This is a genomic window from Cedecea sp. P7760 (assembly GCF_013386425.1).
GTDB classification, from domain to species: domain Bacteria; phylum Pseudomonadota; class Gammaproteobacteria; order Enterobacterales; family Enterobacteriaceae; genus Cedecea; species Cedecea selenatireducens.
Genome location: NZ_JACARU010000051.1, coordinates 51,379 through 66,982, shown reverse-complemented (window position 1 = coordinate 66,982; position 15,604 = coordinate 51,379). Strand labels below are relative to the sequence as shown.

Genomic DNA, 15,604 nt, shown 5'->3' with positions numbered 1-15,604 from the left:
TTATTGTTTATCTGCGCTTTCAGTGGTGCCCGGTTCAGTTTGGGCCCTCGCCTGATCGATGCTGCGCTCAATGACGGCGCGGCGCTGGTCGTTAGCCGGTAAAACTTTCAGCATGATTTCCCACGCGCCAATCGCCTCACGGTAGTTCTGCCGCTCGAAGGCATTGAACGCCAGCAGACTGAGCACGCGAATATTCGTGTGGTCATCTTTTAGCATTTCACGGAGCAGGAGGCCACCCAGCTGGTTGTCCTGCGCGTCGGCGGAGCGGGTCAATACTTCAGCATAGCCCAGCTTTGCCTCGCCGTTTGCGGGCGCAAGTTTATACGCATGAGCAAAAGCTTGTGTAGCCGTCGTTGCGTTATTTAGCACCATGCCAATGCGCCCTAGCATCATCCAGCCTTCAAGATTATCAGGCTGTTGCTGCAATCGCGTGCGTAATCCTAACCCAAGACGCGCCATCTCTTCCATAGTCAGGGGCGCGGCCTGCGGGTCGAGAACACGTTTTAACAACGCTGGCGTCTCGGCGGTCGCCTGCCGCCAGGCCTGTAGCTGGCCCAGCCCGGAGGTTTTCAGATAACTGCCAGCGCTGACCGCCACGAGGATCAGCGCCCCGGGTAAAAAGACCCACAGCGAGATTTTTCCCCTGGCTACCGCCCCAGACTGCGCCGAATAATCCTCCGCCAGAGAAATCTTTTGCCGCCTGCGGCTGCGCAGCACGATAACGCCGATACCGCCGACCACAAACAGCGCGGGCAGCGCCCAGAGGATAACCGTCGCAGGCGTCAACGGCGGCTCGTAGGTGACGAAATGCCCGTAGCGCTCCACCATGTAATCGACGATCTGCGGCTTGCTTTTGCCCTGCTGCATCAGCTCATAAACCTTGAGCTTCATGTCGGAGGCTATCATCGCGTTTGAATCCGCAATGCTGTTGTTCTGGCACTTAGGGCAGCGCAGCTCTTCGGTCAGCTGGCGGAACTGTTGCTCCTGCGCTTCATCCTTAAAAGTGAAGGTATCGATGGCCGCCGCCGCGTGAAGGCTGAACAGCATGCCGATAAGCAAGGAAACTGCACGCATCATGATCCCGCCTCCTGGCTGTATTTCTCCCACAGCGGTTTTAACTCCTGCTGCCAGACGCGATCGTTCAGATCGCCCGCATGGCGATAGCGAATGAACCCTTTCCCGTCGATCAGGAATGTTTCCGGCGCGCCGTACACGCCGAGATCCAGCCCCAGCATGCCGTTGCCGTCAAACAGGCTTAACATGTACGGGTTCCCGAGATCGCGCAGCCAGTTAATCGCTTTGTGGCGGTCGTCTTTATAGTTCATACCCACCACACGCACGCCCTGTGCGGCCAGCCCGTTCAGAAACTTATGCTCGGCTCGGCAGGTTGGGCACCAGGTCGCCCAGACGTTCAGCAGCAGCGGCTTGCCGTCCGCAAGGACTTCGCGGCCCCACTCTTTGCCGGGCTCGTCGAGCGATTCCAGGCGAAACACCGGCACCGGTTTGCCAATCAGCGCCGACTCCAGATCGGTGGGCGCTTCGCCCTGCGCGTTACGCGCCAGCTGCCAGAGCAGCAACGAGGCCAGCAGCAGAAACAGCGCCAGCGGAATAAACAGATAGCGGCGCTTCATACTGCGGCCTCCGGCTTAACTTTACGGCTACGGTAACGCGGGTCGCACAGGCAGAAGAGCCCGCCGAGCGCCATCAGCAGCCCGCCCGCCCAAATCCAGCGCACGAAAGGTTTGTAATAAAGACGCACCGCCCAGCTGCCGTCGGCCAGCTCTTCGCCCAGCGCGGCATAGAGGTCACGGGTGAAACCGCCGTCGATGGCCGCCTCGGTCATCATCGCCCGGTTACTGTTATAAAAACGTTTTTCAGCGTGCAACGTGGCTTCCGGCCTGCCGTTACGGGTGACGTCGATAACGCCCACGCCGCCGCGATAGTTAGGGCCGGTGATGTCCCGCACTTCGCGGAACACGAAGTGATACTGATGAATATCAATGCTGTCGCCGGACTTCATGCGCACGTCTCGTTCCACGCTGTAGCTCTGGCTAAAGGCGATACCGACCACGGTCACCGCCAGGCCAAGATGCGCGGAAACCATGCCCCAGTGGCTGGCTGGAATTTTGCGTAACCCATCCCAGAAACCGTGGCGGTGCGTGGCGCGCTGATAAACCTCCATCAGCGCCAGCACAAAGACCCAGATAGCCATCAGCAGGCCAACCACCGTCATCGCTTCAACGCGATCCTGCATCAGCCACGGCAGCAGCAGCGACAGAACCAGCGTCACGACCACAGCCGCCAGCAGATGCCTGCGCAGCTTGCCCGGCTCGTCGCGCCGCCAGCGAACCAGCGGCCCGATGCCGAGCATCAGCGCAAACGGCGCCATCAGCGCGGTAAACATCGTATTAAAGAACGGTTCGCCGATTGAAATGCTGCCCAGCCCAAGCTGCTTATGCACCAGCGGCAGCAGCGTGCCCAGCAAAACCACCAGCATGGCGGCAATCAGCAAGACGTTGTTGCCGAGCAGGAAAGACTCGCGCGACCAGAGATCGTTGCTCACGCGGGAGCGCACCTTGCTGCCTTTGACCGCATACAGCAGCAGCGAGCCGCCGATAACGATAACCAGGAAGGCCAGAATAAACATGCCGCGCGCCGGGTCGGAGGCAAAAGAGTGCACCGACACCAGCACGCCGGAGCGCACCAGGAACGTGCCCAGCAGGCAAAGTGAGAAGGCGCTAATCGCCAGCAGCACGGTCCAGGCCTTAAAGCTGCCGCGCTTTTCGGTGACCGAGAGCGAATGGATCAGCGCCGTGCCCGCCAGCCAGGGCATAAACGAGGCGTTTTCCACCGGGTCCCAGAACCACCAGCCGCCCCAGCCCAGTTCGTAATAGGCCCACGCCGAGCCAAGCACGATCCCGACGGTTAAAAAGGCCCATGCCGCCAGCGTCCACGGGCGAGTCCAGCGCGCCCAGGCGCTGTCCAGCCTGCCGCCAAGCAGGGCCGCAATCGAGAAAGCAAACGCCACGGAAAAGCCAACGTAGCCCATATACAGCAGCGGCGGATGCACAATCAGGCCGATGTCCTGCAGCAGCGGGTTTAAGTCGCGACCTTCCAGCGGATAGTCCGGCAGCGTGCGGATAAACGGGTTAGAGGTGAAAATAATAAACAGCAGGAAGCCGAAGTTAATCATCCCCATTACCGCCAGCACGCGGGCATGGTCTTCTTTTGGCATGCTGCGCCCGGTGAGCGAAACGGCAAAAGTCCAGCCGCTCATCATCAGCACCCACAGCATCAACGACCCTTCGTGCGCGCCCCAGGTTGCCGCCACGCGATACCAGACCGGCAGCTCGGTATTGGAGTTATTGGCGACATACAGCACGCTGAAGTCGTTCACCACAAAGGCGTTAACCAGGATCAGGAATGACGCGCAAAGGGTAATAAACAGCGCCCAGCTAAACGGCCGCGCGGAGGCCATCAGCCGCTTGTCGCCACGCGCCACGCCCCAGAGCGGGTAAATGCTTAGCAGCAGGGACCAGCCGAGCGCCAGGCTTAGCAGAAAACCTCCGATTTCCGGCATCATGGGGCGTTATCCTTATACACTTCCGGGGCCTGCTGGTGATTCTGCTCCATCGCCGCTTTCACTTCCGGCGGCGTGTAATTTTCATCGTGTTTCGCCAGCACCTCTTTAGCGTGGATAAGCGTCGCACCTTCCATCACGCCCTGCGCCACCACGCCCTGCCCCTCGCGGAACAGATCCGGCAGAATGCCCTCGTAGGTCACGTCCACCACGCCGCGAGCGTCATACAGCTTGAAGCTGACCTTCAGGCTTTGGCCGTCTCGCTTCACGCTGCCCGGCATCACCATGCCGCCGATCCTCAGGCGCTGCCCGGTTTCCGGCATCAGGTGGCTTTCACCTTTGCCGTAGATAATTTCGCCGGGGGTATAAAACAGGTCGATATTGCTGCGCAGGGCATAAAGCACGAGCGTGATGGTCAGCCCAAGCCCCGCCAGTACCGCTACGGCCAGATAAAGCCGATTTTTACGACGCGGATTCACTTAAACTTCCTCCTGGCGCTGGCGAGCGACGCGGATACGCTGCTCTCTGGCCTGCTGGCGAGCCACCGCCCGCAGAATCGCGCGGTGCTGGTAGCGGGTATGGAAAATCAGCCCAAGCAGCGGCAGCAGCGTAAAGACCACCGCCAGCCAGACGTAAAAGGCGTAGCCGCCCATGGCGAAGAACTCGCTCCAGTGAGTGAACGCCCACGTCATGATTTTGCTCCTCTGCCGTTAGCAAGCGCTAACACCCACGGACGGCGGCTTTCCTGCAGCAACAGCAGGTTACGCAGGCGCATCAGGGTGAGCGTGATAAACAGCGCCAGGAAGCCGAAAATGGTCCAGCGCAGCGGCGTGCGCATCGAAGGGTCGATGGATTGCTGCATATTGGTAGAGCCCTGGTGCAGCGTGTTCCACCACTCCACCGAGAAATGAATAATCGGCAGGTTCACCACGCCGACCAGCACCAGAATGCCGGCGGCACGGCCCGCAAGGCGGCGGTCGTCAAACGCGTTATACAAGGCAATCGCGCCCACGTAGAGGAACAGCAGCACCAGCTCGGAGGTCAGTCTCGCGTCCCAAATCCACCAGGTGCCCCACATCGGCTTGCCCCAGGCGGAGCCGGTGACGAGCGCAATAAAGGTAAACGCCGCGCCGACGGGCGCCATCGCCATCACCGCCAGATCGGCAGTTTTTATCTGCCATACCAGGCCAATAAAGGCGGCAATCGCCATGCTGGCGTAAATGCCCATCGACCACATGGCCGCCGGGACGTGCAGGTACATGATCCGGTAACTTTGCCCCTGCTGGTAGTCTGCCGGGGCAATACCAAAGCCCCAGACGCAGCCAACCACCAGCAGCACCGCGCTGAGAATAGCCAGCCAGGGCAGTAAACGGCCACAGAAGTGGTAAAGCCGCTCCGGTTTAGCAAGCTGATGTAACGTTTTCCACATAGGTTTTGCTCACAAAACAAAAAAATAAAGTTACGCAACGCTGACCCGCAGCGCCGCCGCCGTAGCGAACGGGCTTAGCGTGGCGCTGCCGGCCAGCAGCGCGCCAAGGATTGCCATATAGCCCTCCACCGGCAGATGCATCGAGGCGGCATCCATCGCGGCGGTGGCAAAAATTAATAACGGGATGGTTAACGGCAGCACCAGCAGGCTGAGCAGCACCCCGCCCCGCTTCAGACCGACCGTCAGCCCCACGCCGGGCGCGCCGAGGAAGCTCAGCGTCGGCGTCCCCAGCAGTAACGTGGCGGCCATCACCTGCCAGCCATAAAAATCCAGCCCCAGCAGCAACGCAGCCAGCGGCGAAAGCAGCAGCAGCGGCAGCCCGGTGACCACCCAGTGAGCGGTCACTTTCGCCAGCACCACCAGCGGCAAAGGCACCGGCAACAGCATCAGCTGTTCCAGCGAACCATCCTGAAAGTCATCCCGGAACAGCCTGTCCATCGCCATTAAAGAAGCCAGTAAAGCCGCGACCCAAATAATCCCCGGCGCAATACGCGCCAGCAGCTGCGGCTCCGGGCCAATGCCGAGCGGGAAAAGCGTAATCACAATCAGGAAGAACCACAGCGGGTTAGCGATTTCAGCCCCGCGACGAAACACCACCTGCAGCTCACGCCAGAAAATGCGCCTTATCATGAACGGGCTTCCTGCAGATGAATCTGGCGAACTGCACAGGTCAGCGGCTGGTGGCTGGTGAGGATAACCATTCCACCCGCTTCAACATGGTGCTGCAGGCGCCGAGTTAAGCGTTCTATACCGGCGGTATCCAGCGCGGTAAACGGCTCATCGAGCAGCCACAGCTTTGCCGTGGAGAGCCACAGGCGCGCGAGCGCTGCACGGCGCTGCTGCCCGGCGGAAAGCTGGTTGACGGGTAAATCTTCGAAGCCGGGCAGCCCGGTTTGCTCGAGCGCGGCCCACAGCTGCTCTTCAGCAACATCGGCATGAAAAAAGGTGAGATTTTCAAAAGGCGTGAGAACGGCTTTGATGCCCGGCTGATGACCAATCCACAACAGGTCACCGTGGAAGTTGTCGCGCTGGCGGCGCAAAGGCTGGTTTTGCCAGAATACCTCGCCCTCATCGGCCTGCGCCAGCCCCGCCAGAATGCGCAGCAGCGTGGTTTTTCCCGCGCCATTTTTGCCCGCTACCTGCACCATTTCCCCCGGCCCAACGCTAAACGACAGCGCGTCGAACAGCGTGCGTTCATCACGCTGGCAGGTCAGTTGTCGGGCTTCTAGCATCGGGAGGCGCTCCTTGTCTCGGGTGACGCTAAGCATATCATACCGCCTCGTTTTCTTCAGGTTGCCCCCGGCGGCTTCGACTACTCCATTAGGGTTAATCCGCTTACTCAGATCAAAGCCGGGGCGATTATTCCCATTCGGCAAAAACGTGGGAGAAAAACCGCTACGCTTAAGTGAACGCTTTCTGACCTGGAACCGCCCTGATGGACAAAATCGAGTCTGACAAAATAGCCAAAAAAGATGAACTGGAAGTCGACAGCGACGAAAAGTCGAGCGGCAAGCAAATCGAGGTGGATGAAGACCGCCTGCCCTCCGGCGCGATGGCCATTCACGAGCACATCCGCCAGGACGGGCAAAAAGAGCTGGAGCGCGACGGCATGGCGCTGTTCTGGTCAGCCGTGGCGGCGGGTTTATCAATGGGGGCCTCGCTGCTGGCGAAAGGCATTTTTCACGTTAACCTGGTCGGCGTGCCCGGCAATTTCCTGCTGGAAAATCTCGGCTACACCTTCGGCTTTATCATCGTCATCATGGCTCGCCAGCAGCTGTTTACCGAAAACACCGTTACCGCCGTGCTGCCGGTGATGCAGCATCCGACCACGAGCAACTTCGGGCTGCTGATGCGGCTGTGGGGCATTGTGCTGTTCGGGAATATCGTCGGCACCGCGCTGGCGGCGCTGGCCTTTGAATATATGCCGATATTTGACGAAGCCACCCGCCAGGCCTTCGACGACATCGGCATGAAGGTGATGGCAAACCCGCCCGGCGAGATGTTCGCCAACGCGATTATCTCCGGCTGGATCATCGCCACCATGGTGTGGATGTTCCCCGCCGCGGGCTCGGCAAAAATCTTCGTTATAGTGCTGATGACCTGGCTGGTCGCGCTGGGTGATTTAACCCATATCGTGGTTGGCTCGGTTGAAATTCTTTATCTGGTGTTCAACGGCACGCTGCACTGGAGTGAGTTCTTCTGGCCGTTCGCCCTGCCCACCCTGGCCGGGAATATCTGCGGCGGAACGTTTATTTTCGCGCTGATCAGCCACGCGCAGATCCGCAACGATATGAGTAACAAGAAGAAGGCCGAGGCTAAGCGAAAAACAGGCAGAACTGAGCCAAAATTCAGCGGAGAACGGAAAACATGACGGGTAAATTGTTCATGATCCAGGCAAACGAACTAAGCCAGCACGTATTTGATAACCCCAGTGCGAGATTGTACTATGAGCGACGAAATAACATTCTTATCCGATGAAAGGTGTTAGATGTTTGACCTAAAATTGCGCGAAGTAAATGACGGATTATCCGCTAAAGAGCGCGGCGTCGCGGCTTTCATTATTGCGAATAAGCAATCATTGAAAAATATGAGTATCCAGACGCTGGCGAAAGCCAATGAGGTCAGCACTACCACTATTCTGCGTCTGTGTCATAAATTAGGCTACCAGGGTTTTAGCGATCTTAAAATTGACTTAATGACATCTTCGGCGGCAAAACATCATGAGTCCGTTTTACAAGAAGATATTAATATTGATGATTCGCTGGAAGCGGTAAACGCAAAAATTCATCTGATTGAAAAATCATCCATCGATGAAACCCACGCGATGATGAATCCAGAGCAGCTCGATCGCGCCTGCCGGTTAATCCGGAAAAGCCATAAAATTGCTATCTACGGGGCCGGAAGCAGCGGTCTGGTCGGTAAAGAGCTGGAATATCAGCTGATAAAAATAAAGAAAGATGTCAGCTGCCACCTCGATTACAGTATTCAATTCAATATCGTGAATACTTTAGATCAGGACGATCTGCTGATTATTATTTCGCACTCCGGTGACAATCACGAAGCCGTAAAACTCCTGACGCTGGCACAGCAGCTTGGGGTCCCCTCTATAGCCGTTACCCGCATGGGGCAAAGCCGCGTGTCCGCCCTGGCGGAGGTCATCCTGCATACCATTTCTACCGAGAGCATTTCCCGACTTATCCCAATTCGCTCCAAAATGTCACAGCTTTCGGTGATCAACATGCTGGTGACCAACCTGTTTATCCAGCAATACGACGAACGCTTACTAAAACAGATCCAAACGCGAGCCGAACGTTTCTACAACCTGAACAACAAGCCATAGCCCGCCAACGCTAAGGCTTTACGCCGCCCTCCTGTTTTCTCGCTACAGCACGATGCTCTGGCGGATCTGAAACGCTGTCGATATTTAAAAAGTGATCGGTTTCCCAAAACGAAGACGACGCGCTTCTCATTCCGTCCTTTTCCCGATAAAAGTAACAACATTACCTAAAACAAAGAAGTTTTAAGTAACATTGTAACTAACACCTATTACAGGGAGAAATAATGCCAGCCGGGATCCCCGTCATCTTAGTCAGCCATGGCCCCTTTGCTCAGGGGGCGCTGACCTGCGCCGAAATGCTCGTGGGCAAGCAAACCCACGTCGCGGTGGTATCAATTCAGGAAGATACCCCGATTGATAACGCTCGCACCTCGCTACGAGAAACCTACCAGTCGCTTAATCAGGGTAATGGCGTACTTATTCTGGTCGATATGATGGGCGGGTCACCGTGTAATTTAGCCAGCGAACTCCTGTTAACCCAGGATGATATTTTTTTATTCTGCGGTTTCAATATTCCTACCCTGCTGGAAATTTTTAATAATCGAGATTTACCGCTAAATGAAATCGCAACCCTCGTCGAAGAAATGTTTCCTGATAGCGGCTTCAACGTCGGCAATTTATTAAAGGTCGAACGAGAATCATCAACCGAACTTTGAAAGGACAGAATATGCCTATTAATCTCGCCAGAATCGATGACCGCCTTATTCACGGTCAGGTTATTACCACTTGGGTTAAAAATCACGACATTGAACAAATACTGATCGTCAACGATAAGGTGGCGAGCGACACCGTGCAGCAGTCTGTTATCAGCATGTCGGCGCCTCCAGAATTAAAAGTCCAGATTTTCGCCGTGCAAAAATTTATTGATATCCTGAAAAAAACCGAGATTAAAAGACGAACAATGCTGCTGTTCACCAACAGCGTCGACGTAAATGCCCTGGTCGAAAATGGCCTGGATATTAAGAAATTAAACGTCGGCGGCATGAGAATGCATGAGGGGCGAAAAAGCCTGTCGCGCGCCGTCGCGGTTACGCCAGAAGAAGAACAGGCCTTTAAATCACTGATTGCCAGGAATATTGCAGTAGAAATACAAATGGTGCCCAAAGACACCATTGTCGAACTGAAATCATTATTGGGTTAATTGCATCACGCAGCGCCCTGAAATCGTTCAATTGCAGTTAACAGCCCTGCAATTTTAGCTATGACGGGTATAGCGCCATCACCGGGAAATAACACTATGTTAATTGAAGCCATTCTGGTCGCCACCTGGGCAGGTATCTGCTCAATGGACGACGTGGGGCCGCAAATGCTACGGCGCCCCCTCCTTACAGGGACCGTAGCCGGTATTATTATGGGCGATATGGTTCAGGGACTTGCCATCAGCGCTACCCTTGAACTGGTCTGGATGGGCATCGGCAACGTGGGGGCCTACTCCGCGCCAGATATTATTGCCGGCTCAATCATTGGCGTCGCGCTGGGTATTGCCTCCAAAGGTGGGATAGCCGCCGGAATAGCCCTTGCCGTGCCGGTTTCGATTTTGTGTCAGCAACTCCTGATTATCTGGCGTTCTTTTGCCAGCTTCTTAAACGTCTGGGCTGAAAAATCGGTCCTCACCGGAGATTATCGTGGGCTGGTTAAAATTCACTATTTCTCTACCCCGCTTTGGTTCCTGATAAGAGCCATCCCCTGCTTCCTCGCCATCTATTTTGGCAGCGACCTGGTCAGCAAAGTATTAGATGCCATTCCAGCCAGTATTTTAACCGGTATGGGCGTCGCCTCTAAGATGATCCCCGCTATCGGGGTCTGTATTTTATTACTGATGCTGCTAAAAGGGAGAATGTGGTTCTTTTTCCTGCTCGGTTTTATGTTAACCACTTATTTAAAATTGCCAATTATTCCAATCACCTTTATCGCCCTGGCCTTCGCCGTGCTTTACGACATGGCCTGGGCCAATGGCATCAACAATAAACAGGCTGAAAATAATAAACCGGCTAACATCGAAACCGAAGAGGAGTACGACCTGTGAGTGAAATAACATCCTACAATAGCGTTGAGCGTACGACCTCGGATAAAAAACTGACTAAAACCGATCTCAACCGTATTTTCTGGAATATTCAAAGCATGTCCTTTTCATATAACTATGAAAAGCTGCAAACCATCGGCTTTGCGCACTGCATGATCCCCGTGCTCGATAAGCTCTATGAAAACGCAGACCCGGAAACCCGCGCGCGGGCCATGCAGCGACATTTAAAGTTCTATAACTCCCAGATCAATACCGGGGCACTGATCCTGGGCGTAACGGCCGCGCTGGAAGAAAAAACCACGGAAGAAGAGAAGGATGCCGTTATTTCCGTCAAGGCCGGGCTAATGGGCCCGCTGGCAGGTTTAGGCGATAGCCTGTTGAAATTTACCTGGTTGCCTATATGCGGCAGCATCGGCGCGGCGTTTGCACTTCAGGGGAATATCATCGGGCCGATACTGATGTTCATTCTGTTTAATATCGTGAATGTTGGCTCTAAATACTTCTTTATCCATTATGGCTACAACAAAGGCGTTGACCTCATCGAGCAGTCAAAGAACTCGAATATTATTCAGCGTATTTCAAATGTTGCCAACGTTGTCGGCGTGATGGTACTTGGCTCGCTCATTGCCACCACGGTAAAGATTTCGACGCCGCTGGTTATTGCCGTAGGCGAGCAGTCGATTCCGGTACAGGAGATGTTTGATAAGGTCGCCCCCAACCTGCTAACCCTACTCTTCTCACTGGGCGTGTTCTTCCTGGTAAAAAGGCTCAAAGGGAAATACACGGTGTCTCTCATCATTGCCATGATGGTCTTCGGCGTTATTTGCTCAGCGTTTGGCATATTAAGTTAAAGGAACGATGAATGAACACTCAGATGCAGTTTTCCGTAAGCAGAAAAAACCAGACGCAGATTGAAATTCATTTTTCTGCCGTCGAAGGGCCAATAGCGTTGTACTGGACTCGCGATAACGATGTTAATACCTCAGCCCGAACGTTAATTACCAGCCACGCCGTTAGCCCCTGCCAGTTTGATGACCCGCTAAATGCCAGCCAGCGCATCTACTTTGTTATTGAATGCAACGGCCAATCCCAACTTTTTGCGGAGAGAACATTGCCGGTTTCCGGGCTTAATAACTTCCGGGATTTCGGCGGCTACACGGGCGCAGGGGGGAAAAGAATAAAATGGGGGATGCTGTATCGCTCCAACCATTTGCATCAGCTTAATGCCCAGGCCGAGGCCTACATTCAATCGCTGAACATTCAGACAATTATTGACTACCGCAGCGCCAGGGAAATCGCCAAAAGCCCCAATACTTATGTCGGCGAAAAACAGACCGTTCACCTGGATGCCGTGGCGCAAACCGCAGAGCTGGCGGCACAGTTTTCGGCGGACTCCAGCCACGAAGATCAAATGCTGATTGAGAGCGTGATACAAGACATTCCCACCGAACTGGTCAACGGCCACGGCGAGCAGGTGCTGGAGCAATACCGAAACTTTGTCACCAGCGAGAAGTCCAGACACGCCTTCACAGCAATGATCCGCACCGTACTGGATAAGGAAAATAGCCCGCATATCCAGCACTGCCGTGGAGGCAAAGACCGTACAGGTTACGGCGTGGCGCTGATTTTGTTTATGCTCGGCGTCTCAGAAGAGGATGTCATTGCCGACTATATGCTCACTCAGGCCAACCGGCTGGAGCGCAACGAAGTTAAAATGGCGGCCTACCGCCGTATCACCGACGACGACAACGTGCTGGATTACCTGCACACGCTGATTGATACCCGCGAAGCATTTATTATTGCGGCTATCAACGCCATGAAAGCGCAGTCGGGCAGCGTGACCGGCTACATTAAAGAGGCACTGGGCTTCACCGACGCCGACTTTGTGACGATGCAGAATAATTTTTTAACCGACCCCCTCTGAACCATCAGGGCCGGATGCAGGCGCTTTCACAGCATAAAATCAGCAAAAAACGCTTAGATTCCAGGCAAACGGCCCGCCAACCCCTTAACCTGCCTCGAAAAGCGGGTATACTACGCCCGCCTCGTTCCCTTAGTTAAATGGATATAACGAGCCCCTCCTAAGGGCTAGTTGCAGGTTCGATTCCTGCAGGGAACGCCATATACACATCTCCTGACATCTACCAAATTCAATAAAACCCTCTTCTAATCAGTGACAAACTCTCTATTCTGGCTATGCGACGTCAACTGATGTCTACCCATTTCAACGTGAATCAATCAACGTTTGGGGGCCTTAGTGGGAGCGTATCCTGTTCAATGAAAAATGAGCCCCCAAAAGGCAGAGCAGCGGCTTGCTGAACGTCAGCTAAAAACGAAACCGCTGTTGAAATCCCTGGAAAGCTGGCTGCGTGAAAAGATGAAAACCCTGTCGCGACACTCGGAGCTGGCAAAAGCGTTCGCGTACGCACTTAACCAGTGGCCGGCACTGACGTACTATGCGGACGATGGCTGGGCCGAAGCAGACAACAACATCGCTGAAAATACCCTGCGGATGGTCACTCTGGGTCGTAAAAACGTCCTGTTCTTCGGTTCTGACCATGATGGTGAGCGGGGAGCACTGCTCGTCGCTGATGCAGGAGATTTTCCAGGGCTCAATGAATATGGACCTGCCGCGCACCAACGGGGAGCAAATACGAAATGACCGCCACATTGCTGAAAATGCGCTGAAGCCTGGCGATCTGGTTTTCTTCAAAACCTCCTCTCTATCAATTCAAAGGCTGAATGATAAAACCAAAGCTACCTTTTCCTTTTACTCCACTCCATTGCTTTCTTGACCAAAAAACTATTCTCACGCTCTGGCATCCTGAAACTATCTCTGGAAACAAATTCCATCACAGCTTCGCTGTTATCACAGCGTCGTGATTCAACCGTGGTATTCATTAAATCATTATGTTCTTCGAGAAGGCTGGAGTAATATTCAATATCTTTCTGGTTGTTACTCCTCTGAGCAGCATGAAGCCTGAATTCATAGCTGGTGCGAATCTGCTGCTCAAGCGCTTCAGTAGCCGATGAAACCCGGCGTTCCCGGCGTTTCTCCTGCGACAAAACGATTTGGTCGCCATCGACAAAGAAAAGCTCGCCGTCTTTAATCAAGATGTTGCCAAGGATATTCAAATCATGCATATAAAGACCACGATCCTCCAGTAGGCTGTCGGCGCGCTCATAATTGGCATCAGTTCGAATATCAAACTCTTTTCCATTGATATACTTTGAAACCAGAACCTCCATTTTTTTATTGTTAAACACAATTTGCATATGCCGGGAAAAATCGGGGTCGTTGTTAGCAAGGTTTAAATAATAGCTCACGCGTTCTGAATGAGCGTTTCGGTGCTCGGCAGAATGGGTATCTATCATGTTCCCTGTGCTATTGACGGGGATCTTCACAGCGTATTTTCCTTCAAACAAATAGACGCTTCCGTAGCTACCGCTGCCGATAAACTTGTGTTTTGCCAAACTCTCTTTCGTTATACTGCCTTCGGCAACCATTTTCTCAATAAATCGATCGATATCTGCCGGTGCAGAGTTATCCGGTTCATCTCGCTGAGCGACCTGCTCACTGACGAGCGTATTGAAATGCGTCAGATCTTCCACATACGTTGACAGATGTTTTTCTAACCGAAGCTGAAAGTCCGAATAAAACCTCAATCCCCCTGTTCCTACGTGCCCTTCTTCTGTTGTGTCACACCGGATTTCACCGTTGTTATCATTGAAGAGGCAGGTCTTTAAGAACGCCAGGTTATCTGCAGAACAATCGGCCTGCGCCAGTACGATCCCGTCAAATTTCATATTAATGACGGATACCCCATCATCTCGTTGCCGTACGTCGATTGAATATTGACTGACAGCTTCAGGTTTTGAGTTATCGATCAATTTAACAAAGCCAATGATCGGTCTCCAATGGGTAACATCACCACCGAGTGGATTTTTCTCTACTGATAATGATATTGGTCGCGATATTTGTGGATTATCTTGGTATTGATACAATAAATGGTGTATCTGATAATATTCCGAAATAGTGCTTTTTCCCGTAAATACGTGTCGAAAATAATCAATGAACTTTTCAAAAAGACTAAACTGATAAACATCTTTACCCTCTAACAGGTCTGACATCTGCTCGCTGGAAATATGGCAAACATCGTTAACAAATGGAATAGCAACCGACATAGTTCCCTCCAGTGCTTGATTGCAAATTAGCCTGAAACAAAATCATTAACGGGTCAGGTATCTCTGAGCTACATCTAATTCGCCCGCAGTACAACGATACCGGGTTTTGAGCGCATATAATTGAGGAAGGGAGTATCAACAACCTTGCGGTTTACAGACAGCGAGGAAGCATTACGGAACCAGACGGCATCACCCGAACGAATAACAATCCCCGTATGAGAAACATCCAGCCCCTGCATGGGTGAATAAACACCGACATAATCGCCATTGTGCAGACGTTCGAGTACCGAGCGGTCGATAGCGTATCCCGGTATATAGTTTATCTTTCTGGTAATAATACCCAGTCCCGGGATGTATTCCCCTCCCCCCTCTTTAAGATTGAGGTGCTTTTCAGCCGTAAGATAATGGGGACTAATCTCCGGCGTAACATCCCGCGCATTATGTGGTGACGTAGCGAACCAGTCAGACAGAAAATGACGGCGAGTCAGGTAGCTCACTTTACCATCAACATAGCGCGTTTTTACCAGTTGCCGAAGAAACGCTTTACGCGTATCGCTTTTCGTCAGGGCCTGAACATAGTCCACCAGGGTAAAACAGTCGACGCCCCTGAGATTGACAACCAACTGTTCCGGCGTACTTTGAGAACCGATCAACGTTTCACTCAGGTAGGGAGTCTGCAGGAACGTCGATGAAACAAGGCCTATCAAATCCCCCTGCTTTGCTTTGGCGTTCGGTAACACTTCGCCCTGGATAACCTCATCCACTTTTCGCGCGCTATCCGCGTCGATGACGGTTTTGTATTTAGCCACATCGGCCATTGCGTATGACGTAAAACAGAGTGATGCCAATAAAAATCCGTATCGCAACATAACTTTCTCCTGATAAAAACTGCTCATCATTATTACCGATTCATCTATTCAACACGTGCCGATAGTAAACCGGTCATTGAGTCGCAGATATCAGGGTATAACCTGATAAAGATGGCTGAAG

At 53.4% G+C, this 15,604-nt stretch carries 18 protein-coding genes, 1 tRNA gene and 1 pseudogene; 10 read left to right on the top strand and 10 right to left on the bottom strand.

Annotated features, from left to right (window positions below; all coding sequences use genetic code 11):
• The 8 genes from HX778_RS17645 to ccmA are packed head-to-tail and all read right to left on the bottom strand — an operon-like array spanning window position 1 to window position 6,301.
• A complete protein-coding gene (locus HX778_RS17645; RefSeq protein WP_052049078.1) occupies window positions 1-1,074 on the bottom strand; it encodes a cytochrome c-type biogenesis protein CcmH in 1,074 nt (357 codons plus the stop codon).
• A complete protein-coding gene (locus tag HX778_RS17640) occupies window positions 1,074-1,631 on the bottom strand; it encodes a DsbE family thiol:disulfide interchange protein (RefSeq protein ID WP_038480686.1) in 558 nt (185 codons plus the stop codon). The genes HX778_RS17645 and HX778_RS17640 overlap by 1 nt, the downstream gene beginning before the upstream one ends.
• Window positions 1,628-3,583 carry a heme lyase CcmF/NrfE family subunit gene (locus HX778_RS17635; RefSeq protein ID WP_038480683.1) on the bottom strand — a complete coding sequence of 652 codons (1,956 nt, stop codon included), beginning with the start codon at window positions 3,581-3,583 and terminating at the stop codon, window positions 1,628-1,630. The genes HX778_RS17640 and HX778_RS17635 overlap by 4 nt, the downstream gene beginning before the upstream one ends.
• Window positions 3,580-4,059 carry a cytochrome c maturation protein CcmE gene (gene ccmE, locus HX778_RS17630; RefSeq protein ID WP_038480679.1) on the bottom strand — a complete coding sequence of 160 codons (480 nt, stop codon included), beginning with the start codon at window positions 4,057-4,059 and terminating at the stop codon, window positions 3,580-3,582. The genes HX778_RS17635 and ccmE overlap by 4 nt, the downstream gene beginning before the upstream one ends.
• The gene (ccmD, locus tag HX778_RS17625; protein WP_038480676.1) at window positions 4,060-4,272 is read right to left on the bottom strand and encodes a heme exporter protein CcmD; all 213 of its coding nucleotides are present in this window, start codon (window positions 4,270-4,272) and stop codon (window positions 4,060-4,062) included.
• Entirely contained in the window at window positions 4,269-5,009 is a 741-nt protein-coding gene (locus HX778_RS17620) for a heme ABC transporter permease (protein WP_176982655.1), read from the bottom strand. The genes ccmD and HX778_RS17620 overlap by 4 nt, the downstream gene beginning before the upstream one ends.
• 30 nt (window positions 5,010-5,039) lie before the next feature.
• On the bottom strand, window positions 5,040-5,699 hold the full coding sequence (ccmB, locus tag HX778_RS17615; protein WP_038480670.1) for a heme exporter protein CcmB: 660 nt from the start codon (window positions 5,697-5,699) through the stop codon (window positions 5,040-5,042).
• The gene (ccmA, locus tag HX778_RS17610; protein ID WP_176982654.1) at window positions 5,696-6,301 is read right to left on the bottom strand and encodes a cytochrome c biogenesis heme-transporting ATPase CcmA; all 606 of its coding nucleotides are present in this window, start codon (window positions 6,299-6,301) and stop codon (window positions 5,696-5,698) included. The genes ccmB and ccmA overlap by 4 nt, the downstream gene beginning before the upstream one ends.
• Before the next feature lie 212 nt (window positions 6,302-6,513).
• Here ccmA and HX778_RS17605 point away from each other — a divergent pair, with 212 nt between their 5' ends.
• The 10 genes and pseudogenes from HX778_RS17605 (at window position 6,514) to HX778_RS25030 (ending at window position 13,224) form a co-directional block, all read left to right on the top strand.
• On the top strand, window positions 6,514-7,440 hold the full coding sequence (locus tag HX778_RS17605) for a formate/nitrite transporter family protein (RefSeq protein WP_176982664.1): 927 nt from the start codon (window positions 6,514-6,516) through the stop codon (window positions 7,438-7,440).
• Between the two features lie 117 nt (window positions 7,441-7,557).
• Window positions 7,558-8,409 (top strand): MurR/RpiR family transcriptional regulator, encoded by an 852-nt coding sequence (locus HX778_RS17600; protein ID WP_176982653.1) that lies wholly within the window; start codon window positions 7,558-7,560, stop codon window positions 8,407-8,409.
• Between the two features lie 221 nt (window positions 8,410-8,630).
• On the top strand, window positions 8,631-9,062 hold the full coding sequence (locus tag HX778_RS17595; protein WP_176982652.1) for a PTS sugar transporter subunit IIA: 432 nt from the start codon (window positions 8,631-8,633) through the stop codon (window positions 9,060-9,062).
• Window positions 9,063-9,073: 11 nt separating this feature from the next.
• Window positions 9,074-9,547 (top strand): PTS sugar transporter subunit IIB, encoded by a 474-nt coding sequence (locus HX778_RS17590; RefSeq protein ID WP_038480653.1) that lies wholly within the window; start codon window positions 9,074-9,076, stop codon window positions 9,545-9,547.
• 96 nt (window positions 9,548-9,643) lie between these two features.
• Entirely contained in the window at window positions 9,644-10,432 is a 789-nt protein-coding gene (locus tag HX778_RS17585; RefSeq protein ID WP_176982651.1) for a PTS sugar transporter subunit IIC, read from the top strand.
• The gene (locus HX778_RS17580; protein WP_176982650.1) at window positions 10,429-11,280 is read left to right on the top strand and encodes a PTS system mannose/fructose/sorbose family transporter subunit IID; all 852 of its coding nucleotides are present in this window, start codon (window positions 10,429-10,431) and stop codon (window positions 11,278-11,280) included. Before HX778_RS17585 ends, HX778_RS17580 begins: the two co-directional genes overlap by 4 nt.
• Before the next feature lie 11 nt (window positions 11,281-11,291).
• Window positions 11,292-12,353, top strand: coding sequence for a tyrosine-protein phosphatase (locus HX778_RS17575; RefSeq protein ID WP_176982649.1), 1,062 nt, complete (start codon window positions 11,292-11,294; stop codon window positions 12,351-12,353).
• Between the two features lie 123 nt (window positions 12,354-12,476).
• A tRNA-Arg gene (locus HX778_RS17570) sits at window positions 12,477-12,551 on the top strand.
• Window positions 12,552-12,728: 177 nt separating this feature from the next.
• Window positions 12,729-13,073: pseudogene (locus HX778_RS17565) on the top strand (transposase); the annotation flags it as partial.
• Window positions 12,988-13,224: an NlpC/P60 family protein gene (locus HX778_RS25030; RefSeq protein ID WP_218167178.1), complete on the top strand. Its 237-nt coding sequence runs from the start codon at window positions 12,988-12,990 to the stop codon at window positions 13,222-13,224. The pseudogene HX778_RS17565 and the gene HX778_RS25030, both read left to right, overlap by 86 nt.
• On the opposite strand, the gene HX778_RS17560 is transcribed toward HX778_RS25030, so the two are convergent.
• Together HX778_RS17560 and HX778_RS17555 are read right to left on the bottom strand one after the other, a co-directional pair.
• Window positions 13,187-14,614 carry a Secreted effector kinase SteC gene (locus HX778_RS17560; RefSeq protein ID WP_176982648.1) on the bottom strand — a complete coding sequence of 476 codons (1,428 nt, stop codon included), beginning with the start codon at window positions 14,612-14,614 and terminating at the stop codon, window positions 13,187-13,189. The two genes, HX778_RS25030 and HX778_RS17560, sit on opposite strands and share 38 nt — an antisense overlap.
• A gap of 74 nt (window positions 14,615-14,688) precedes the next feature.
• Window positions 14,689-15,513: a DUF1460 domain-containing protein gene (locus tag HX778_RS17555; protein WP_370527401.1), complete on the bottom strand. Its 825-nt coding sequence runs from the start codon at window positions 15,511-15,513 to the stop codon at window positions 14,689-14,691.
• Window positions 15,514-15,604: the final 91 nt, after the last annotated feature.